The sequence below is a fragment of the Microbacterium radiodurans genome (assembly GCF_008710705.1).
In the GTDB taxonomy this organism is placed as follows: Bacteria; Actinomycetota; Actinomycetes; order Actinomycetales; family Microbacteriaceae; genus Microbacterium; species Microbacterium radiodurans.
In genome coordinates this window covers 830,200-851,175 of sequence record NZ_VYRZ01000002.1, presented here as the reverse complement: position 1 = coordinate 851,175, position 20,976 = coordinate 830,200, and the positions used below count along the sequence as shown (strand labels likewise).

General features: G+C 71.3%; 19 protein-coding genes. 14 read left to right on the top strand and 5 right to left on the bottom strand.

All coding sequences use genetic code 11. The annotated features are described in order from the left end of the window. Positions 1-11 precede the first annotated feature (11 nt). Together pheS and pheT are read left to right on the top strand one after the other, a co-directional pair. Positions 12-1,052: a phenylalanine--tRNA ligase subunit alpha gene (gene pheS, locus F6B42_RS09875; protein WP_150419441.1), complete on the top strand. Its 1,041-nt coding sequence runs from the start codon at positions 12-14 to the stop codon at positions 1,050-1,052. Next, a complete protein-coding gene (gene pheT, locus F6B42_RS09870; protein ID WP_150419440.1) occupies positions 1,052-3,571 on the top strand; it encodes a phenylalanine--tRNA ligase subunit beta in 2,520 nt (839 codons plus the stop codon). The genes pheS and pheT overlap by 1 nt, the downstream gene beginning before the upstream one ends. Before the next feature lie 111 nt (positions 3,572-3,682). Here the strand turns inward: pheT and F6B42_RS09865 are convergent, their stop codons facing one another. Beyond that, positions 3,683-4,807, bottom strand: coding sequence for an AAA family ATPase (locus F6B42_RS09865; RefSeq protein ID WP_150419439.1), 1,125 nt, complete (start codon positions 4,805-4,807; stop codon positions 3,683-3,685). 96 nt (positions 4,808-4,903) lie between these two features. Here F6B42_RS09865 and F6B42_RS09860 point away from each other — a divergent pair, with 96 nt between their 5' ends. Both F6B42_RS09860 and F6B42_RS09855 read left to right on the top strand, forming a co-directional pair. Next, positions 4,904-5,704, top strand: coding sequence for an ABC transporter ATP-binding protein (locus F6B42_RS09860; protein WP_396652462.1), 801 nt, complete (start codon positions 4,904-4,906; stop codon positions 5,702-5,704). After that, positions 5,686-7,269 (top strand): hypothetical protein, encoded by a 1,584-nt coding sequence (locus F6B42_RS09855; RefSeq protein ID WP_150419438.1) that lies wholly within the window; start codon positions 5,686-5,688, stop codon positions 7,267-7,269. The genes F6B42_RS09860 and F6B42_RS09855 overlap by 19 nt, the downstream gene beginning before the upstream one ends. 22 nt (positions 7,270-7,291) lie before the next feature. Here the strand turns inward: F6B42_RS09855 and F6B42_RS09850 are convergent, their stop codons facing one another. Genes F6B42_RS09850 through F6B42_RS09835 form a run of 4 tightly spaced genes read right to left on the bottom strand, consistent with a single transcriptional unit; the run spans position 7,292 to position 9,892 of the window. Next, entirely contained in the window at positions 7,292-8,044 is a 753-nt protein-coding gene (locus tag F6B42_RS09850) for an ABC transporter permease (RefSeq protein ID WP_150419437.1), read from the bottom strand. Then, positions 8,044-8,946, bottom strand: a complete 903-nt coding sequence (locus F6B42_RS09845) for an ABC transporter ATP-binding protein (RefSeq protein ID WP_150419436.1) — start codon at positions 8,944-8,946, stop codon at positions 8,044-8,046. Before F6B42_RS09845 ends, F6B42_RS09850 begins: the two co-directional genes overlap by 1 nt. Further along, entirely contained in the window at positions 8,943-9,242 is a 300-nt protein-coding gene (locus F6B42_RS09840; RefSeq protein WP_150419435.1) for a transcriptional regulator, read from the bottom strand. The genes F6B42_RS09845 and F6B42_RS09840 overlap by 4 nt, the downstream gene beginning before the upstream one ends. Further along, positions 9,239-9,892 carry a hypothetical protein gene (locus F6B42_RS09835; protein WP_150419434.1) on the bottom strand — a complete coding sequence of 218 codons (654 nt, stop codon included), beginning with the start codon at positions 9,890-9,892 and terminating at the stop codon, positions 9,239-9,241. The genes F6B42_RS09840 and F6B42_RS09835 overlap by 4 nt, the downstream gene beginning before the upstream one ends. A gap of 342 nt (positions 9,893-10,234) precedes the next feature. On the opposite strand from F6B42_RS09835, the gene argC reads away from it, so the two are divergent. From argC to tyrS, 10 genes are all read left to right on the top strand, one after another. Then, positions 10,235-11,281: an N-acetyl-gamma-glutamyl-phosphate reductase gene (argC, locus tag F6B42_RS09830; RefSeq protein WP_150419433.1), complete on the top strand. Its 1,047-nt coding sequence runs from the start codon at positions 10,235-10,237 to the stop codon at positions 11,279-11,281. Then, entirely contained in the window at positions 11,278-12,435 is a 1,158-nt protein-coding gene (gene argJ, locus F6B42_RS09825) for a bifunctional glutamate N-acetyltransferase/amino-acid acetyltransferase ArgJ (RefSeq protein ID WP_150419432.1), read from the top strand. The genes argC and argJ overlap by 4 nt, the downstream gene beginning before the upstream one ends. Next, the gene (gene argB, locus F6B42_RS09820; protein WP_150419431.1) at positions 12,432-13,337 is read left to right on the top strand and encodes an acetylglutamate kinase; all 906 of its coding nucleotides are present in this window, start codon (positions 12,432-12,434) and stop codon (positions 13,335-13,337) included. Before argJ ends, argB begins: the two co-directional genes overlap by 4 nt. After that, on the top strand, positions 13,334-14,590 hold the full coding sequence (locus F6B42_RS09815; RefSeq protein ID WP_396652461.1) for an acetylornithine transaminase: 1,257 nt from the start codon (positions 13,334-13,336) through the stop codon (positions 14,588-14,590). The genes argB and F6B42_RS09815 overlap by 4 nt, the downstream gene beginning before the upstream one ends. A 64-nt stretch (positions 14,591-14,654) precedes the next feature. Further along, on the top strand, positions 14,655-15,578 hold the full coding sequence (gene argF, locus F6B42_RS09810; RefSeq protein WP_150419430.1) for an ornithine carbamoyltransferase: 924 nt from the start codon (positions 14,655-14,657) through the stop codon (positions 15,576-15,578). A gap of 7 nt (positions 15,579-15,585) precedes the next feature. Next, entirely contained in the window at positions 15,586-16,743 is a 1,158-nt protein-coding gene (locus tag F6B42_RS09805; protein WP_223878428.1) for a heparan-alpha-glucosaminide N-acetyltransferase domain-containing protein, read from the top strand. After that, positions 16,740-18,170 carry an argininosuccinate lyase gene (gene argH / locus F6B42_RS09800; protein ID WP_150419429.1) on the top strand — a complete coding sequence of 477 codons (1,431 nt, stop codon included), beginning with the start codon at positions 16,740-16,742 and terminating at the stop codon, positions 18,168-18,170. Before F6B42_RS09805 ends, argH begins: the two co-directional genes overlap by 4 nt. Before the next feature lie 75 nt (positions 18,171-18,245). Next, a complete protein-coding gene (locus F6B42_RS09795; RefSeq protein ID WP_150419428.1) occupies positions 18,246-18,890 on the top strand; it encodes a SatD family protein in 645 nt (214 codons plus the stop codon). Next, positions 18,887-19,582: a hypothetical protein gene (locus F6B42_RS09790; protein WP_150419427.1), complete on the top strand. Its 696-nt coding sequence runs from the start codon at positions 18,887-18,889 to the stop codon at positions 19,580-19,582. The genes F6B42_RS09795 and F6B42_RS09790 overlap by 4 nt, the downstream gene beginning before the upstream one ends. Before the next feature lie 79 nt (positions 19,583-19,661). Next, entirely contained in the window at positions 19,662-20,966 is a 1,305-nt protein-coding gene (gene tyrS / locus F6B42_RS09785) for a tyrosine--tRNA ligase (RefSeq protein ID WP_150419426.1), read from the top strand. The last annotated feature ends 10 nt before the right edge of the window (positions 20,967-20,976 follow it).

Genomic DNA, 20,976 nt, shown 5'->3' with positions numbered 1-20,976 from the left:
ACTCGACTCCCGTGTCCGACGCACCCGAGATCACCCCTGACGCGGTCGCCGCGGCGGTGGATGCGGCCCTGGCCGCCATCGCCGACGCCGCCACCACCGCCGAGCTCAAGACCGCCCGGAACGCGCACACCGCGGAGGGCTCGCCCCTCGCGCGGCTGAACGCGCAGCTGCGGTCGGTCCCGAACGAGAAGAAGGCCGAGTTCGGCAAGCTCGTCGGACAGGCTCGGGGTCGCGTGAACCAGGCTCTCGCCGCCCGGGAAGAGCAGCTCGCCGCCGCCGAGACGGCGGCGAAGCTCGAAGCCGAGGCGCTCGATGTCACCGCGATCGCGCCGCGGGCGCGGGTCGGGGCGCGGCATCCGATCTCCCTGCTGCAGGAAGAGGTCGCCGACCTCTTCGTCGGCATGGGCTGGGAGATCGCCGAAGGTCCCGAGCTCGAGCACGAGTGGTTCAACTTCGACGCGCTGAACTTCGACGTCGACCACCCCGCGCGTCAGATGCAGGACACGTTCTTCGTCGACCCCGTCGCGCGTCACCTCGTGATGCGCACGCACACGAGCCCCGTGCAGGTGCGCTCGATGCTCGAGCGCGAGCTGCCGGTCTACATCCTCTGCCCGGGACGGGTCTACCGCACCGACGAGTTCGATGCGACGCACCTCCCCGCCTTCACGCAGTTCGAGGGACTCGTCATCGACAAGGGCATCACGATGGCGCACTTGAAGGGCACGCTCGACCACGCGGCGAAGGTGCTGTTCGGCCCCGAGGCCAAGACGCGCTTCCGCACCAACTACTTCCCGTTCACCGAGCCGAGTGCCGAGCTCGACCTCTGGCATCCGACCTTCGCCGGCGGCGCCCGGTGGATCGAGTGGGGCGGCTGCGGCATGGTGAACCCCAACGTGCTGCGCGCTGCCGGAATCGACCCGGAGGTCTACTCCGGCTTCGCATTCGGCATGGGGATCGAGCGGACGCTGATGTTCCGCTCCGACGTGAAGGACATGCGCGACATGGCCGAGGGCGATGTGCGCTTCAGCGAGCAGTTCGGGATGGTGGTCTGATGCGTGTTCCGCTCTCGTGGCTGCGCGAGTACGTCGAGGTTCCGGCGGACGCCGCGCCCGAAGACATCCTCGCGGCCCTCGTCACCGTCGGCTTCGAGGAGGAGGACGTCCACGGCTTCGACCTGACCGGTCCGATCGTCGTGGGCCGGGTGGTCTCGTTCGAGCCCGAGCCGCAGTCCAACGGCAAGACGATCCGCTGGTGCCAGGTGGACGTGGGCGAGGCGAACGGCGGCGTCCGCGGCATCGTCTGCGGCGCCGGCAACTTCTTCGAGGGCGACAAGGTCGTCGTGACGCTTCCCGGCGCCGTGCTGCCCGGTCCGTTCCCGATCGCGGCTCGCAAGACCTACGGCCACGTCTCGGACGGCATGATCGCCTCGGCGAAGGAACTGGGCCTCGGCGACGAGCACTCGGGCATCCTGCGTCTGACCGAGCTCGGGCTCGACAGTGATGACGACGCGCCGGTCGGCACCGACGCGATCGCGCTGCTCGGTCTCGACGACGCCGCCATCGACGTCAACGTGACACCGGACCGCGGCTACGCGCTGTCGGTGCGCGGCATCGCGCGGGAGTACTCGCACGCCACCGGTGCGGCGTTCCGCGACCCGGGTCTGCGCGAGTTCGACGAGCTCGAGCACCCGGCGACGGGCTTCGAGGTCGCCGTCGACGATGCCGAGCCCATCCGCGGCCGCGTCGGAGCGAGCGAGTTCGCCGTTCGCGTCGTGTCGGGCGTCGATCCCACGCGTCCGACCCCGCCCTGGATGGTGGCGCGGCTGACCCTCGCGGGTATCCGTTCGCTCGGCGTGCTCATCGACATCACGAACTACGTCATGCTCGAGCTCGGCAACCCGATCCACGGGTACGACCTCGACAAGCTCTCCGGCGGCATCACCGTGCGCCGGGCGACGCCGGGGGAGAAGCTGACGACCCTCGACGGCAAGGAGCGCACGCTCGACCGCGAAGACCTGCTCATCACGGATGCGTCGGGGCCGATCGGCCTCGCCGGCGTCATGGGCGGGGGTACGACCGAGATGAGCGGCGAGACGCGGAACGTCCTCATCGAGGCGGCGATCTTCGACACCGTCACGATCGCCCGCACCGCCCGCCGGCACAAGCTGCCCAGCGAGGCGTCGCGTCGCTTCGAGCGCGGTGTCGACCCGCTCATCCCGTTCGTCGCGGCGCGGCGCGTGGCCGACCTCATGGTCGACCTCGCCGGCGGCACGCTCGAGCCCACCGGCGGCGCCCTCTTCGCCGAGGTCTTCCTCGAAGCCATCGAGCTGCCGCGCGGCTTCGTGCCGGGGCTGATCGGCGTGGAGTACTCCGACGCTGAGATCGTCACCGCGCTCGAGACCATCGGCGCCGAGGTCGAGGCGACGGATGCCGGATGGGATGTCATCCCGCCGTCGTGGCGCCCGGACCTCACCGATAAGTGGACGCTCGCCGAGGAGGTCGCGCGCATCCACGGGCTCGACCGCGTTCCCTCGATCCTGCCGACCCCGCCGTCGGGTCGCGGTCTCACCGAAGCCCAGCAAGGTCGTCGCCGCGTCGCGAACGCGCTCGCCGCCGCCGGTTTCGTCGAGACCCCGTCGTTCCCGTTCACCACGCGCGAGCGCAACGATCTGCACGGATCGGCGTCGGGCGGGGAGCTTCCGTCGGTCAAGCTCGCCAACCCGCTCGACGGCCAGGCGCCCTTCCTGCGGCGTTCGCTCGTGCCGGGCCTGCTGCAGGTTGCGCACCGGAACGTCTCCCGCGGCCTCACCGACCTCGCACTGTTCGAGGTGGGCGCGGTCTTCCTGCCCGAGCCCGGCGTCACGTACGGCACCGAGACCGTGCCGCCGCTCGCGGTGCGGCCGGATGACGCGACGCTCGAGGCACTGAACGCCGCCATTCCGCCGCAGCCCCGCCACGTCGCCGTCCTGGTGGCGGGCAACGCGGCGCCGAAGGCGGCCGGGCGCGCCGCGGTCGCTGCGGACTTCAGCGACGTGCTCACCGCCGTCGCGGCGGTGGGCACGTCCGCCGGCGTCGAGATCGAGGTCGCGCAGACGCGTCGTGCGGCCCTCCACCCGGGCCGCGCCGCCGAGCTCACCGTCGCCGGAGCCGTCATCGGCTACGCCGGGGAACTGCATCCCGACGTGTCGGCGAATGCCGACCTCGCCGGTCGCGTCCTCGTCGCCGAGCTCGACCTCGACGCCGTCCTCGCGTCGGCGGGCGAGCGCGTCGTCGTCGCGTCGCTGTCGGGATACCCGGCCGCGACGCAGGACGTCTCGCTCGTCGTGCCGGTCGAGGTGACGGCGCGTGCGCTCGCCGAGGCGCTGACCGACGGCGCGGGCGACCTGCTGGAATCGCTCCGGTTGGTGGACGACTACCGCGGCACGGGCCTTCCCGAGGGCGCGAAGAGTCTCACCTTCGCGCTGCGCTTCCGCGCGGACGACCGCACTCTGACGGCCGCGGAGGCGACGGATGCGAAGCTCGCCGGCGTCAGCGTCGCGGCCGAGCGTTTCGGGGCCACCATCCGCGACTGAGAGCGGACCGGCTCACGCTGTTCGACGCGGGATCGGGCGCAGTTGCGCACGTCGCGCGCGGATCTTCACGCGCCGCACGTTCGGAACCGCGCCCGAATCCGGCGCCGGGGATCAGCGCGATCCCCAGTTCCAGGCCGGCACGTCGAGCATCCCCTGACCCACCACCATCGTCTCGGCCTCGACCCGTCGGAGTTCGACGCGCGCTGAGGACGGCAGCGCCGCGACGAATGCGTCGGCGTGCGAGACGGCGATGACCTGCGTGCGCTCGGATGCCGCGCGCACCAGAGCCGCGAGGGGTTCGAGCAGCGATGGGTGCAGGCTCGCCTCGGGCTCGTTGAGGACGAGGAGGGGCGCCGGGCGCGCCGGCAGCAGGGCCGCGCACAGCAGCAGGTACCGCAGCGTGCCGTCGGAGAGCTCGGCCGCATCCAACGGGCGCAGCAGCCCCGGCTGCTCGATCTCGAGCCGCAGCGGGCCCTCGTTCGCGGTGATGCGCACCCGGCTGCCCGGGAAGGCGTCGTCCACCGCGCGGTCGAGGGCGTCGCCGTGGCCCGCCTCGACGATCGTCGCCCACGTGGCGGCGAGATTCGCGCCGTCGTGGCCGAGCGTGTGGCTGCGCGTGCCGATCTGCGGAAGGCGTGCGGGGGCGTCGGAGTCGACGCGGAAGTGGTCGTAGAAGCGCCACGCCGTCATCGTGCGGCGGAGCGAGAGCAGCTCGGGGGCGGTGTCGCCGTCGGCCAGGTCGGTCACGATGCTCTCGTACGGGGCCAGACGCTGTGCGAGCACCGTCCACGCGTCGTCGCGGACGCGCGTGCTCTGCCGCGTGCGATCGATCAGCAGCGTCGCGGGCTTGGCGAGCGGTCCGGCGAACACCTGCTCGCGCTTGATCTCGGGATCGCGCGCGAAGAGGCTCCGCTGGTCGGACTGCGGGATGCCGAGATCGATGAGGTACCCGAGCTCGTCGGAGGAGTACCCCAGCTGCACCGCGATCGGCCGGCGTCGCACGGTGCCCTGCGAACCGCCGTCCTCCGGCCCCGCCCACAGCACCGAGGGGAGGCCGCCCTCCCGCGCCAGCGCGCCGACGACGTCGCCGCGGGATGCCGCGGCGAGCAGTCGCAGGGCGCGGTACAGATTCGACTTGCCCGACCCGTTGGCTCCCGTCACGACGGTGAGCTCTCCGAGCGGCACGACGAGGTCGCGGAGCGAGCGGTAGCCGGAGACGGCGAGTGTGCGCAGCATCCCGCCACTCTTCCAGGCGTCGCCGACACACGCGAAGCCCCCGGCGGCCGATGCCGGGTCGACATCGCGTCACCCGATGCCGATAGGGTCGGGGCCGTGAGCGAGATCCCAGCCAGTGTGACCCCGGTGAGCGAGACCGCCGCCGCCCCCGCCCTCGAGCTGTCCGGGCTGGTGAAGCGATTCGGCGAGAAGGTCGCCGTAGACGGCATCGACCTCGTCGTCCCCGCCGGCTCGTTCTACGGACTCGTCGGCCCGAACGGCGCCGGCAAGACGACCACGCTGTCGATGGCGACGGGACTTCTGCGTCCGGACGCCGGCGGTGCCCGCGTCCACGGCATCGACGTCTGGCGCGACCCGGTCGCCGCCAAGCGCACGATCGGCAACCTCGCCGACGGCGTGCGCCTCTTCGACCGGCTCACCGGCGAGCAGCTCATCACCTACACGGCGATGATGTTCGGCTTGCCGCGCCCCGAGATCGCGGAACGCGTCTCGGACCTGCTCGACCTCATGGACCTGCGCGCCGCGGCGGGGACGATCGTCGCCGACTACTCCGCCGGCATGACGAAGAAGGTCGCGCTCGCCTGCGCCCTGGTGCACGCGCCGCGGCTGCTCGTCCTCGACGAGCCGTTCGAATCGGTCGACCCGGTGTCGGCAGCGAACATCGAGGACGTACTCCGCAGCTACACCGGCTCGGGGGGATCGGTCATCGTCTCGAGCCACTCGATGGACCTCGTCCAGCGCATGTGCGACCACGTCGCCGTCATCGCCGCCGGCCGCGTCCTCGCCGCCGGATCGATCGACGAGGTGCGTGCGGGCGAGTCCCTGCAGGATCGCTTCGTCTCGCTCGTCGGCGGCCGCCACTCGTCGGAGGGACCGCAGTGGTTGCGACAGTCCTGAAGCTCCGGTACCGCGTCCTCGCGAACACCCTCGCACGGCGGCCCTGGCAGCTCGTCGGGTTCATCCTGAGCTCGCTCTGGGGCCTCGGCATGCTCTCGGCGCTCGTCGCCGGCATCATCGCGCTCGCGCTCTTCCAGGGGCAGGAGGTCGCCGCGGTCGTCGTGATCCTCGGCGGATCGCTGCTGGTGATCGGCTGGGTGATCGGGCCGATCCTCGTCGCGGGGGTCGAGAGCACGGTCGACGCCACGCGCCTCGCGCCGTTCCCGTTGACGCGCAGACAGGTCATGTCGGCGCTCGCGGGTGCGGGGATCACCGGCATCCCGGGCATCGTGACGATGCTCGCCGCGCTCGCCACCGTGATCCTGTGGGTCCGGTGGCCGGTCGCCGCCGTCGTGGCCGTGCCCTCGGTTCTTCTGGGCGTCCTCACCTGCGTGCTCGCATCGCGGCTCATGACCGAGCTCTCGGGCGGTCTCGGCGGCAATCGGCGGGGACGCGAGGTCGTCGGCACCGTCGTGCTTGTGCTCGTCATCATGACCGGTCCGATCATGCTCGGCATCCTGAACCTCCTCGACAGCGCCGGTGGCGACCTCGTGACGCGGCTGCAGCAGGCAGCGGAGATCCTCCCGTGGACGCCGCTCGGTGCCGCGTGGTCGATCGCACCGAGCATCGCGGCGGGGGAATGGATCCCGGCGCTCGCCCGCACCGCGATCGCCGTGGCGACCCTGGCCCTGCTGTGGGTCGTGTGGGACCGTGTGCTGGATGCCGCGGCGACCTCGCCCCGGCAACGCGCGACGAAGGCCGTCGCGGCCGGCAAGATCGGCCTGTTCGGCGTGTTCCCGACCGGCGGTGTCGGCGCCACTTGGGCACGTGCCCTCCACGGCTGGCTGCGCGATCCGCGATACCTCCGCCAGCTGATCACGATCCCGTTGTTCCCCGTGCTGTTCGCGATCCTGGGTGGCATCGACGGCTTCGGATTCCTCGTCTCGCCCATCGTCGCGGCGCTCGTCCTCTCGATCGCCGGCTACACCGACATCTCCTACGACGGCACGGCCTTCGCCGCGGTGCTCGCGACCGGCGTCCGCGGACGCGAGGACCGTCTCGGCCGCATCCTCGGTGCAGCCGTGATCGGCATCCCGGTGATCGTCATCGTCGCCGTGGCCACAGCGATGATCGCCGGCGACCCCGCGCGCCTGCCGGCGACGCTCGGCGCATCGCTCGGGATCCTCTTCGCCGGCTACGCCGTTTGCGCCGTCTCGTCGACGCTCATCGTGACGCCCGTCGCCGCCCCCGGCGACAGCCCCTTCAAGAGCGTGCCCGGTCAGACGGCGGTGGGCGGGCTGCTCGTCTTCCTCGTCTGGGGAGCCGTGGTCGTCCTGGCGTTGCCCTCGATCGTCCTCGCGATCATCGGCTTCGCCTCCGGCGCCGAGATGTGGGGCTGGCTCTCTCTCGCCGCCGGTCTCGGCATCGGCGCCGTGCTGGTCGCGGTCGGCGTGAACGTCGGCGGTCGGATGCTCGAGCGCAACGGGCCCGACCTGCTCGTGCGCATCAAGGCGTTCCCGACCTGACCCGCGGCGAGCGGGGCGCCGCTCAGCGGTAGCGGCGCCCCTCGTCGCGCTTGTACAGCCACACGGCGACGGCTCCGAGCGCGACGGTCCAGGCCACGATGCCGACGATCGCCCACACCGGCACGGCCGTGCCGGTCGCGGTGCCCACGACGATCTCGCGCGCCTGGCGGATCGGCAGGAACGCCGAGGCGATATCGAGCCACGACGGGAACATCTGCGGCGGGAGGAACAGCCCGCCGCCGAAGGCGAGCAGGAACAGGGCGACCTGGGTCACCGCGATGGCCGCCTTGGGCCCCGTCGCGATGCCGATGATCGCGCCGATGAGCATCGGCGGAAGCGCTGTCACGATGACCAGCGCGACGGCCGCGACCAGGTGCAGCGGTTCGGGGCGCGCGCTGGTGAACAGGCCGCCGACGACCAGGAGCGGCACCATGGCGACGGTCGCGATCGCGAGGGTCGCGAGGATCAGGGCGCCGATGCGGGCGAGCGGGCTGGCGGGGAGGGTCCGCAGGTACGGCGTCCACGGCTTGGAGCGCTGCTCGGCGAGTTCGAGTCCCACCGAGAACAGTCCCGCCGACATGAAGGCGAACACGACCATCGACGCGACGGCCGACGTGGCGAACCCGCTGTCGTCGACGACCACGCGCTGCGGCAGGACGAACAGGCACAGGGCGAGGGTGGGGAAGACGATCGCGCCGATGACGGCGATGGGCACGCGCGCCGTCTCGATGAGGTTGTACTTCGTCGCGGTGAGGGTGAGCGAGAGCGTGGACATCAGGCGGCCTTCCGGGCGTCGGCGGACTTGTCGGTCAGGGTCAGGAAGGCCTCTTCGAGCGTCGCGCCCCGAACGGCCAGATCGGCGAACGGGAGTCCGCGCTCGACCATCGCGCGTACGAGCGCGTCGGAATCGCCGACGACCGCGGTGACGAGGCCGTCGGGGTCCTGCGTGACGGATGCCGCGGGGTCGAGCCGCAGGATGTCGTCCGTATCGATGCCGCGCAGCTGCACGCGCCGGCGCGCCACGCTCGAGACGATCGCGGCGAGCGTGTCGTCGGCGCGGACCAGCCCGTCGTCGACGACGACGACGCGCGAGGCGAGCTGCTCGATCTCCTCGAGGTGGTGGCTGGTCACCACGACCGCGCAGCCCGCCGCGTGGCGGCGGCGGACGGCATCCCACAGCGCGCGCCGGGCGTCGACGTCGAGTCCGGTGGTCGGCTCGTCGAGCAGCACGAGATCGGGGTTGCCGACGAACGCGAGCGCAACGGCGACGCGGCGCTGCTGACCTCCCGACAGCGCCCCGCACTGCTGGTGCAGAAGCGGCGCGAGGGCGAACTCCTCGACGATCGTCGACCGCGGCGACGGGGCCGGGAAATGCGCTGCGACGAAGTCGAGCACCTCACGGACGCGGAGCGATTCGGGGAGAGCGGTCGCCTGCGGCGTCGACCCGAGTCGCACGCGCGAGGAGGCGTCGCGAGGATCGCCGCCGAACAGCCGGACCTCGCCGCTCGACGGGGCGCGCAGTCCTTCGACGAGCGAGAGCAGCGTCGTCTTGCCCGCGCCGTTGGGGCCGAGGAGGCCGACGCATTCGCCGGCGTCGATGTCGAGAGTGACGCCGCCGAGGGCGGTGACGTCGCCGAAACGCTTGACGAGGTCGCGGGTGCGGATAAGAGCGGTCATGATCCTCCTCCGAGGAGTTCGAGCAGCTGGGTGCGATACGACCGGAACGCCGTGCGTCCGGTGGCTGTGAGGGAGACGTAGGTCACGGGCTTGCGTCCCGCGAACGCCTTGGTCGTCTCGACGTAGCCGGCGCCCTCGAGCTTGCCGAGGTGGGTCGTGAGGTTGCCGGCGGTCATGCCGAGCAGCTTCTGCAGCACCGGGAACGTGAGCTCGTCGCCGTCGGCGAGGGCCTCGTTCAGGGCGGTGATGATCCGCAGGCGCGCCGGCGCGTGGATCACCGGGTCGAGCTCGGTCACCGCGACCCCTCGGCGGGGAGGATGCCGCGGAGCATGAGCACGGCGACGATCAGCATCGCGACCGGGCCCACGGTGGCGTATACGAGGTAGTTCGTCGGCGCTCCGGCGTACGACGCGCCGATCGCAGTGCCGATCATCACCACCCCGAGCGCGTACTGGACGGGCGAGCGCCAGAGGGCGCCGCCGGCGAGGTAGAGCACGCCGACGAGCAGGACGAAGATCGCGGGCGAGATCACGGCCATGAGGGCGGCGTCGGCTCCGGCGCGCTGTGCGGCGCCCACCAGCATCCCGCCGCCGATCATCGACAGGGTCCAGGCCCACCCGTACATGGCCCCCGCGAGGCGGGACGGTCCGCGCACTCCGGCGCCCGAGCGGATGCCGGCGACGGCGGAGACGACGATGCCGCCGAGGATGGCCGCGCCGAACACGATCCACGCCGGTCCCGTGGGCACGCGGAAGAACGGGTTGCCACCGTCCTCCTCGGCGCTCCAGATCGCACCGAACCCGACGATCCAGGCCACCGCCCACGTCACGAGCATCGTCGCGTAGCTGCGGTTCGCCCAGTGCGCGGTGCGCCGGCGCTGCTGCCGCATGAGGGCGAGCATCGCCGCCGGGTCGGCCGGGGTGGAGTCAGGATGATCCGAGGTCACGCAAAGTAGTTTGCAACGCAAAGTTGCGTTGAGTCAAGCCGCATCCGGCGCACTTCTGCGCGTCCGGCGCGGATATGTCTGCGGCCGATGCACAGATGTGCGCCGTACTACCGCCGATGTGCCCCGGATTTGCCGCGTCGCCGTATCGCCCGATACTGTCGGCGCATGTCCTCGGCTCCGCAGCGCACCGTCACGGTGCTCGACGCGCGCCGACGTCTGGGCGCTCGCCGACGTTAGGCGACCCCGCGCGCTCCCGCTCTCAGCGGTCGAGCCCCCGGAGTCGCCGTCGCCGGTCCCCGTCGCCGCCCGTGCGACGCCGCTCCAGACAATAAGGTTGAAGCCATGCCTCTCTCCGTCGCCGTCTCCGGCGCTTCCGGGTACGCAGGGGGCGAGATCCTCCGTCTCCTCGCCGCCCACCCCGAGGTCGAGATCCGCACCGTCACCGCTCACGCGAACGCCGGTCAGCCGCTCATCGACCACCAGCCCCACCTGCGGTCGCTGCGCCATCTGACCCTCCAGCCGTCGACGCCCGAGGTGCTCGCCGGTCATGACATCGTCTTCCTCGCCCTTCCGCACGGCCAGTCCGGCCAGTACACCGAGGCACTCGCCGACACCGGCCTTGTCATCGACGCGGGAGCCGACCATCGGCTGACCTCGGCCGAGGACTGGGCCGCCTTCTACGGCGGCGACTTCCACGACGCCTGGACCTACGGTGTGCCCGAGCTGATCGTCGACGGGGCGAAGCAGCGGGAGCGGCTCGTCGGCGCCTCGCGGATCGCAGCGCCGGGATGCAACGCCTCGACCGTGGCGCTCAGCCTCGCCCCCGGGGTGGCCGCCGGCGTCATCGACCCCGGCGACATCGTCTCGGTGCTCGCCGTCGGACCGTCGGGCGCGGGCAAGAGCGCGAAGACCACCCTCCTCGCCTCCGAGATCCTCGGCTCGGCGAACCCGTATGCCATCGGCGGCACGCACCGGCACATCCCCGAGATCCGGCAGGCGCTGCGCGGAGCCGGCGCCGCAGGCGACATCCGCATCTCGTTCACCCCCGTCCTCGTGCCCATGTCGCGCGGCATCCTCGCCACCTCCACCGCGCCGATCGCGCCGGGAGTCACCGACGCCGAGGTGCGCGAGGCGTGGCAGAGCGCGTACGGCGACGAGACGTTCGTGCAGCTGCTGCCCGAGGGGTCGTTCCCGCGCACCGCCGATGTCGTCGGTGCGAACACGGCGCTGATGGGCCTCGCCGTCGACCGGGCGGCAGGGCGGGTGGTCGTGGTGACAGCCGTCGACAACCTCGCGAAGGGCACCGCCGGCGCCGCGATCCAATCCATGAACATCGCCCTCGGCCTCCCCGAGGCCCAGGGCCTGAGCGTGAACGGAGTCGCCCCGTGAGCGTCACCGCCCCGCAGGGCTTCGAGGCGGCCGGCGTGGCCGCGGGTCTGAAGTCCACCGGCAAGCCCGACGTCGCCGTCGTCGTCAATCGCGGACCGCTGAAGGTCGGCGCCGCCGTCTTCACCTCGAACCGTGCCAAGGCCAACCCGATCATGTGGTCCGAGCGGGCCGTGGCCGACGGCGTCGTCGAGGCGGTCGTCCTCAACTCCGGCGGCGCCAACTGCTTCACCGGCAGCTTCGGATTCCAGACCACGCACCAGACCGCCGAGAAGGCGGGCGAGCTCCTCGGCGTGAGCTCGGGCGACGTCCTCGTCTGCTCGACCGGCCTCATCGGCACCGGCGACGAGGTCTTCCGGGCCAAGGTGCTCACCGGCACCGCCGACGCCATCGGCTCGCTCAGCGACGACGGCGGCGAGGACGCCTCGCTCGCGATCATGACCACGGACTCGCGGCCCAAGCGCGCCGTCGTGACCCGCGACGGCTGGACCATCGGCGGCATGGCGAAGGGCGCGGGCATGCTCGCACCGGGGCTTGCCACGATGCTCGTCGTGATGACGACCGACGCCGTGCTCGACGCCGCCGGGGCCGACGCCGCACTGCGCTCGGCCACCCGGGTGAGCTTCGACCGGCTCGACTCCGACGGGTGCATGTCGACGAACGACCAGGTGACGCTGCTCGCCAGCGGCGCATCGGGCATCGCTCCGGATGCCGACGACTTCGGCTCCGCGCTCGCCGAGCTCTGCCGCGATCTGGCCGAGCAGCTCCAGGGCGACGCCGAGGGCGCGAGCCACGACATCGCGATCGAGGTCGTGGGAGCGGCATCCGAAGCGGACGCCGTCGTCGTCGGCCGCTCCGTGGCGCGCAACAACCTGTTCAAGGCCGCCATCTTCGGCAACGACCCCAACTGGGGTCGCGTGCTCGCGGCGATCGGCACGACCGACGCGGCCTTCGACCCGTACGACGTGGACGTGTCGTTCAACGGCGTGCGCGTGTGCACGGCCGGCGGTCCCGATCGGCCGCGCGAGGATGTCGACCTCACGCCGCGGGCCACCCGCATCCTCATCGATCTGCGCTCGGGCGACGCCTCGGCGACCATCCTCACCAACGACCTGACGCACGACTACGTCCACGAGAACAGCGCGTACTCCTCATGAGCGACATCGACCTCCAGCAGACGACGCCCGAAGAGGCGGCGATCAAAGCCGGCGTGCTCATCGAGTCGCTGCCGTGGCTCCAGCGCTTCCGCGACCAGATCATCGTGATCAAGTACGGCGGCAACGCCATGGTCTCGGAGGAGCTGCAGGAGTCCTTCGCGCAGGACATCGCCTACCTGCGGTTCGTCGGCGTGAAGCCCGTCGTCGTCCACGGCGGCGGCCCGCAGATCTCCAGAATGCTCGATCGTCTCTCCATCGAGAGCGAGTTCAAGGGCGGCTACCGCGTCACGAGCACGGAGGCCATCGACGTCGTGCGCATGGTGCTCACGGGGCAGATCAACCCGCAGCTCGTTGCGCGGATCAACGCGTACGGTCCGTTCGCGACCGGTCTGTCGGGCGAGGATGCGGGCCTGTTCGGCGGCCGCCGTCGCGGCGTCGTCATCGACGGCACCGAGCACGACCTGGGTCACGTCGGCGACGTCGTCGAGGTGGACCCGCAGCCCGTGCTCGATCAGCTGGACGCGGGCCGCATCCCGGTGATCTCCTCGATCGCGCCGGATCTCGACGATCCGGGAAGCTCGCTGAACGTCAACGCGGATGCCGCGGCCGCCGCCCTCGCGACGGCTCTCGGTGCGACGAAGCTCGTCGTCCTCACCGACGTCCCCGGGCTCTACGCCGACTGGCCGAACCGCGACTCGCTCGTCTCGCACCTGACGGCGACCGGACTCCGCGAGATGCTCCCGTCGCTCGAGTCAGGGATGATCCCGAAGATGCAGGCGTGCCTCGACGCGGTCGACGGGGGAGTGGACACGGCCGCGATCATCGACGGACGGCAGCCGCATTCGGTGCTCGTCGAGGTCTTCACGGCCCAGGGAATCGGTACGGAGGTGGTGGCGGGATGACGAACCCGACCCTGCAGCAGACGGAGATCATGGCGCCCACCTGGGCCGAGGACGTCGATCGCGACCTGGTGCGCAGCGCCGGCGCGCGTCTCGCGCTCCTCGAGCGCGGCGAGGGCGCATACGTGTGGGACGCCGACGGCAAGCGCTACCTCGACTTCCTCGCGGGAATCGCCGTGAACTCGCTCGGCCACGCGCACCCGGTGTTCGTCGAGGCGATCGCGCGCCAGGCGGCGACGCTGTCGCACGTCTCGAACTACTTCGCGACGCCGCCGCAGCTCGCGCTCGCGGCGCAGCTGAAGCGGCTGGCCGGAACGGGCGACACCGGCCGGGTCTACTTCGGCAATTCCGGCGCCGAGGCGAATGAAGCCGCGTTCAAGCTCGCGCGGCTCCACGGCGGAGCGGACCGTCCCCGCATCCTGGCCCTGAAGGACGCGTTCCACGGGCGCACCATGGGAACCCTCGCGCTGACCGGCAAGCCGCACATGCAGCAGCCGTTCGAGCCGATGGTGCCGGGTGTCGAGTTCCTCGACTCCACGATCGAGGCCCTCGAAGCGGCCATGGACGAGCGGGTCGCCGCCCTGTTCGTCGAGCCGATCAAGGGTGAGGCGGGCGTCGTCGAGCTGCCCGCGGGGTACCTGCAGGCCGCGCGGGAGATCACGGCGCGTTCCGGCGCCCTCCTGATCGTCGACGAGATCCAGACCGGTGCGGGGCGCACCGGCGCGTGGTTCGCGTTCCAGCACGCCGGTATCGAGCCCGACGCGATCACCGTCGCGAAGGGCATCGGCGGCGGGTTCCCGATCGGCGCGCTCATCACCTTCGGACGGGCGAGTGAGCTGTTCTACCCCGGCACGCACGGATCCACGTTCGGCGGCAACCCGCTCGGGACGGCCGTGGCGTCCGCCGTCCTCGGCGAGATCGAGAGCGGCGGGCTCGTCGAGGCCGCCGCGACCCACGGCGCGCGCCTGCGTCAAGTGCTCGAGTCGCTCGACTCGTCGCTCGTCGAGGGCGTTCGCGGGCGGGGCCTGCTGCTGGGTGTCGCGCTGCGGCATCCCGTCGCCGGTGCCGTCGTCGCCGCCGCTCAGGAGCACGGCCTCATCGTCAACGCCGCGAACGAGCGCACCGTGCGCATCGCTCCGCCGCTGACGATCGGCGACGTCGAGATCGACGAGTTCGCCGAGCTCTTCGCCGCCGCCCTCAACACCGTCGAGTCGGCGCTGCTGCTCGAGAACCCGACCCCGGAGGAATCCGCATGATTCGTCCTCTGCTCCGCGCCGAGTCGGCGCTGCTGCTCGAGAACCCGACCCCGGAGGAATCCGCATGACCCGTCACCTGCTCCGCGACGACGACCTGAGCCCGGCCGAGCAGGCCGAGGTCCTCGACCTCGCCCTCGCGCTGAAGAAGGACCGCTGGAAGCTGAAGCCCCTCGAAGGGCCGCAGACGGTCGCCGTCATCTTCGACAAGTCCTCGACACGCACACGGGTGTCGTTCGCCGTGGGCATCGCCGATCTGGGCGGGTCGCCGCTCATCATCTCGACGGCGAGCAGCCAGCTCGGCGGCAAGGAGACGCCCTCCGACACCGCCCGGGTGCTCGAGCGGCAGGTCGCGGCGATCGTCTGGCGCACCTACGCGCAGGCGGGTCTCGAAGACATGGCGCGGGGCACGACCGTCCCGGTCGTCAACGCCCTGAGCGATGACTTCCATCCGTGCCAGCTGCTGGCCGATCTCCTGACCATCCGTGAGCACAAGGGCGACCCCTCGGGGCTGACGATGTCGTTTTTCGGCGACGGTCGGTCGAACATGGGGCACTCCTACGTCCTGGCCGGTGTCACGGCGGGGATGCACGTGCGCGTCGCCTCTCCGGAGGGCTACGGCCCGCGCGAAGACGTCGTCGCCGACGCGCAGCGGATCGCCGCGCAGACCGGCGGCTCGGTCACGGTCCTCGTCGATCCTCTCGAGGCCGCGGCCGATGCCGACGTCATCGTCACGGACACCTGGGTCTCGATGGGCAAGGAGGAGGAGAAGCTCGCGCGCATCCGCGACCTGGGCGCCTACAAGGTGACGCAGCAGACGATGGATGTCGCGCGCCCCAACGCGATGTTCCTCCACTGCCTGCCCGCCGACCGCGGTTACGAGGTCGACGCCGACGTCATCGACGGTCCGCAGAGCGCGGTGTGGGACGAGGCCGAGAACCGGCTCCACGCCCAGAAGGCGCTGCTCGTCTGGCTTCTGCGTCAGCAGTGACGCTCGGATGACGACGGCGGAGGCGGCGGACGTGACGCGGGGCGGGAGGATGCTGCGGCGTCGCCCGCTCCTCTCGCCCACGCGGATCGACGGCATCGACCTCGCCCGGGGGCTCGCCGTCGTCGGGATGCTGGCAGCGCACCTGCTGGTCATCCCCGATCTCGTCTGGACCGACCCCTCGACCTACGGCGGAGTCGTCCACGGACGCTCCTCGATCCTCTTCGCGACCCTCGCCGGTGTCTCGATCGGGCTGATCAGCGGAGGACCGGTGCCGCTCAGCGGGCCGCGTCTCGCAACCTCGCGGTTGCGGCTGCTCGTGCGCGCGGGGGCGATCTGGATCGTCGGCGTGATCCTGCTCCTCCTCGCCGTCCCGGTCTACATGATCCTCCCCGCGTACGCGATCCTGTTCGTCCTCGCGGCCGCATTCCTGCCGCTTCGGGCTCGGACGCTGCTCGTGGTGGCCGGGGCGGTGGGCGTGGTCGCCCCCTTCCCGCAGGCCGCGATCGATGCGCTGCCGTTCTGGTCGACACCCGAGGGCGTCGACCTCTCGAACACGTTCGGCTGGCACTATCCGTTCCTGACGTGGATCGCCTTCGTGCTGGCGGGGATGGGCGTCGCACGCCTGGATCTGCGCCGGACCGCGACGGCGGGAGCCGTGGCCGTCGCGGGGGCCGTCCTGGCGATGGCGGGCACGGCGATGGACCTCGTGTGGGGAGAGCTCGAGGTCTTCGGGCAGACCCCCTTCACGGGCGAGGCGCACTCCTCGGGACTGTTCGAGGTCATCGGCTCGGGAGGGTTCGCGCTGCTCGTCATCGGCCTCTGCGTCATCGTCTGCCGCACACCGCTGACCTGGGTGGCGCTGCCCGTGCGAGCCGTCGGCTCCATGCCGCTCACCGCCTACGCCGGTCACATCGTCGTGTGGGCGATCACGCGGCCGGCGCCCGAACCGGGGACGTTCGAACTCGACGTCTATCGCGACCTGTCGCCGTTCTGGCCGATGACTCTCGGGATCATCGTCTTCTGCACCGTGTGGGCGCTGCTGGTCGGCCGGGGACCGCTCGAGGCGGGCATCGACGCCCTCGCGCGGCTGGTCGTCCGCGGCGGCGGCGAGGCCGCATCCGTCGACCGGGGCGCGACCTTCGGCACGGATAAGCTGGAGCGATGAGCGCAGACACCTCCGGCGGCACGAACTCGGGCGCACTCTGGGGAGCGCGTTTCGCCTCGGGACCCGCTCCCGAACTCGCGCGACTGAGCCGATCCACGCACTTCGACTGGGCGCTCGCCGACTACGACATCGCCGGTTCGCACGCGCACGCCAGGGTGCTCGCCGCCGCGGGGTACCTGACCGCCGACGAAGAGGCCCGGATGCACACCGGGCTCGACGCGGTCCTCGCCGCCGTTCGCGACGGGTCGCTGCAGCCCGCCGAGAACGACGAGGACGTCCACGGTGCGCTCGAGGCGGCGCTCATCGCGGAGGTCGGCGCAGAGGTGGGCGGCAAGCTCCGGGCAGGTCGGAGCCGGAACGACCAGATCGCGACTCTCGTCCGTCTCTACCTCCTCGACCACGCCGCCGTCATCGCGCGCGACATCCTGCGCGTGATCGACGCGATCGTCGGGCAGGCCGAGGCCCACTCGCGAGCGATCATGCCCGGCCGGACGCACCTGCAGCACGCGCAGCCGGTGCTCCTGGCGCACCACCTGCAGGCGCACGCCTGGCCGCTGCTGCGCGATCTCGAGCGCCTGCGCGACTGGTCGGCGCGCGCCCGCGTCTCGCCCTACGGCGGCGGAGCTCTCGCGGGGGCGACGCTCGGACTCGACCCGCAGCTGGTGGCCCGCGAGCTCGGGCTCGAGCGCCCTGCCGAGAACTCGATCGACGGCACGTCGTCCCGTGACGTGGTGGCCGAGTTCGCCTTCGTCGCCGCGATGATCGGGGTGGACATCTCGCGATTCGCCGAGGATGTCATCATCTGGAACACCCGCGAGTTCGGCTTCGTCACGCTCGACGACGGCTACTCGACGGGCTCGAGCATCATGCCGCAGAAGAAGAATCCGGATATCGCCGAGCTTGCTCGCGGCAAGGCCGGGCGCATGATCGGCAATCTGTCGGGCCTCCTCGCGACGCTGAAGGCGCTGCCGCTGGCCTACAATCGCGACCTTCAGGAGGACAAGGAGCCCGTCTTCGACTCGATCGAGACCCTGGAAGTCGTCCTGCCCGCGTTCGCCGGCATGATCGCGACGCTCCGATTCGACCTCGATCGGATGGCTGAGCTGGCCCCGCAGGGGTTCTCGCTCGCCACGGACGTCGCCGAGTGGCTCGTGAAGCGGGGCGTCCCCTTCCGTGAGGCGCATGAGATCTCCGGATCTCTGGTCCGGCTGTGCGAGGAGCGCGGGATCGAGCTGCACGAGGCGTCCGACGACGACCTCGCCGCGGTCTCGGCGCATCTCGCGCCCGAGGTGCGCGCGGTGCTGTCGCCGGAGGGGTCGGTCGCCAGTCGCGATGGCCTGGGGGGAACCGCGCCGGTGCGCGTCGACGAGCAGCGGGCGGCGCTCGTGTCGCGGGCGCAGCAGGCCGCAGCAGCATTCTCCGCCTGATCAGCCTTCCGCTGATATCCGCCGAATATCAGTTCAGGTCTAATAAGCGCGAGATATCAGTGATAACCTGATCGCATGCCGATCGCTGTCATCGCCGATATCGTCGGGTCGCGTCGCCTGAGCGATCGAGATCGCAGTCAGACGACGATCGAGCGCGTCATCGCGGCGGTCGACACCGAGCTCCCGGTGGCGCGAACCGGCATGCGCGCGACCTTCGCCGACGAGTTTCAGGCCGTGTTCGCGAGCCTCGAGGACGCGCTCGCCTGGGTGCTCCTGCTGCAGCTCGCGCTTCCCGAGAGCGAGCAGCTGAGGTTCGGGTTCGGGATCGGCGAGGTCGGAACGGTCGATTCGGCGTCGCCGGACATCGCCGACGGTCCGGGCTGGTGGCGTGCGCGTGATGCGATCGAAGAAGTCCATTCCCTGGCAGAGCGGGCGGTGCCGCGAGCGCGGACGCGGATTGTCGGGAGTGGCGAGGAGGATGACGCCATGACCGACCGCATCCGGATGGCGAACGCGTATCTCCTGGCGCGCGACGAGATCGTCGGCGCGATGTCGGAGCGCGCCCGTCGTCTGACCTACGGGCGATGCCTCGGTCGGACGCAGCGAGCCCTGGCGGCGGACGAGGGAATCACGCAGTCGGCGGTGTCGCAGTTGCTGGCCTCATCGGGGGCGCCGGCGATTCTGGCGGGATACGCGGCGCTGAACGGCGGCTCGCGATGATCGGCGCCGGCTTCATCCTCGTCGCCGTCGGCCTCCTCGACATCGCTCGGCGGAACCTCTCGGGCGCGCGCGTGGGGATCGTCGTCGTCCTGCTCGCCGGGACCCTTCTCCCGCTCGCGGCCTGGGCCGGAGCGACGGCGTGGTGGTTCGCCGCGCTGGCGGTCGCCGGCGGCTGGGCGGCGACGACCTCGACCCGCGAGCCGACACGGTGGGGCCTGTGGCCGGCGGCCGGCGTCGCCGCCGTGTCCGCGGGCGCCGTCGCACTGGTGGGCATCCGTGACGGCCAGGGTCCGCTGGCGAACATCTGGCCCGGCGGCTCTCCCCTCGGAACGGTGAGCCTCGACCTGGCCGTCGGCATCGCGGGTGCCCTCGTGTTCCTCCTGGAGTCCGGCAACGTGATCGTCCGCGCCTCGCTGCGCGGTGGGGTGGTCGCGGCCGAGGCTGTCGGCGCGCTCCGCGGTGGTCGTCTGATCGGCCCGCTGGAGCGCATCCTCGTCTTCGCCCTGACCCTCACGGGCGCCTTCACGCTGCTCGCGGCGGTGCTCGCGGCGAAGGGCATCGTGCGCTTCCCGGAGATATCGCGCGACGAGGACGGAGGCGATCGCGCGGAGTACTTCCTGGTCGGCAGCCTGGTCAGCTGGGTCGTCGCACTGGGTGCGGCCTTCCTCGTCTGGTGGTCGGGGTCGAGCTGACCCGTGCCACCGCGGATCCCACGCGCGCTGCGACGAGCCCGGCGGGGCGCGATCGCGCCGCGCTGATAGCCTGGAGCGCGTGTCTGAACAAGCCCTGACGACCGCCCCCGTGGCGCTCGATCCCGCGTTCGAGAACGTGTGGGACGAGCTCGTGTGGCGCGGTCTCGTGCACGTGTCCACCGATGAAGAGGCGCTGCGCGCAGCGCTCGGCGGCGACCCGATCACGTATTACTGCGGCTTCGATCCGACCGCGGCATCGCTGCACCTCGGCCACCTCGTACAGCTCCTGACGCTGCGCCGCCTGCAGCTGGCGGGGCACAAGCCGCTGGGCCTGGTCGGAGGTTCGACCGGCCTCATCGGCGACCCGCGGCCGACGGCGGAGCGGACGCTCAACTCCCGCGAGACGGTCGCCGAATGGGTCGACCGGCTCCGCGGTCAGATCGAGCGCTACCTCAGCTTCGAGGGCGAGAACGCCGCCCGCATGGTCAACAACCTCGACTGGACGGCGCCGCTGTCGGCCATCGACTTCCTGCGCGAGATCGGCAAGCACTACCGCGTCGGCACGATGCTCAAGAAGGATGCCGTCGCCGCCCGTCTGAACTCGGATGCCGGCATCAGCTACACCGAGTTCAGCTACCAGATCCTCCAGGGCCTCGACTTCCTCGAGCTCTACCGGCAGTACGGCTGCACGCTGCAGACCGGCGGATCGGACCAGTGGGGCAACCTGACGAGCGGCACCGACCTCATCCACCGGGTCGAGGGCACGTCGGTGCACGCGTTCGGCACCCCGCTCATCACCAACAGCGACGGAACGAAATTCGGCAAGAGCGAGGGCAACGCGATCTGGATCGACGCGGAGCTCACGAGCGCGTACGCGTTCTACCAGTTCTGGCTCTCCACGGCCGATGCCGACGTCGCCGACCGGCTCAAGGTCTTCACGTTCCTCTCGAAGGCCGAGATCGCCGAGTACGAACGGCTCGTGGCCGACGAGCCGTTCCGCCGGGCGGCGCAGAAGCGTCTGGCGTTCGAGGTGACCGCGACCGTGCACGGCGTCGACGCGACGGCGAAGGTCGTCGCGGCATCCGATGCGCTCTTCGGCCAGGGCGACCTGACCACGCTCGACGCCGACACCCTGCGCTCGGCGCTGCGGGAGCTGCCGCACACGACGGTGTCTGTCGGCGCCGCCGTCGTGCAGGTTCTCGTCGACACGGGTCTGGTGGGCAGTCTGTCGGAGGCGCGCCGGGCCATCGGGCAGGGCGGTGTGTCGATCAACGGCGTGAAGGTCGACGACGAGTCGGCCGTCGTGGTCGGCGACCTGCCGGGTGGTGTGGCCGTGCTGCGGCGCGGCAAGAAGACGCTCGCGGGCGTCTTCGTCGAGGACTGAACCCGACCGG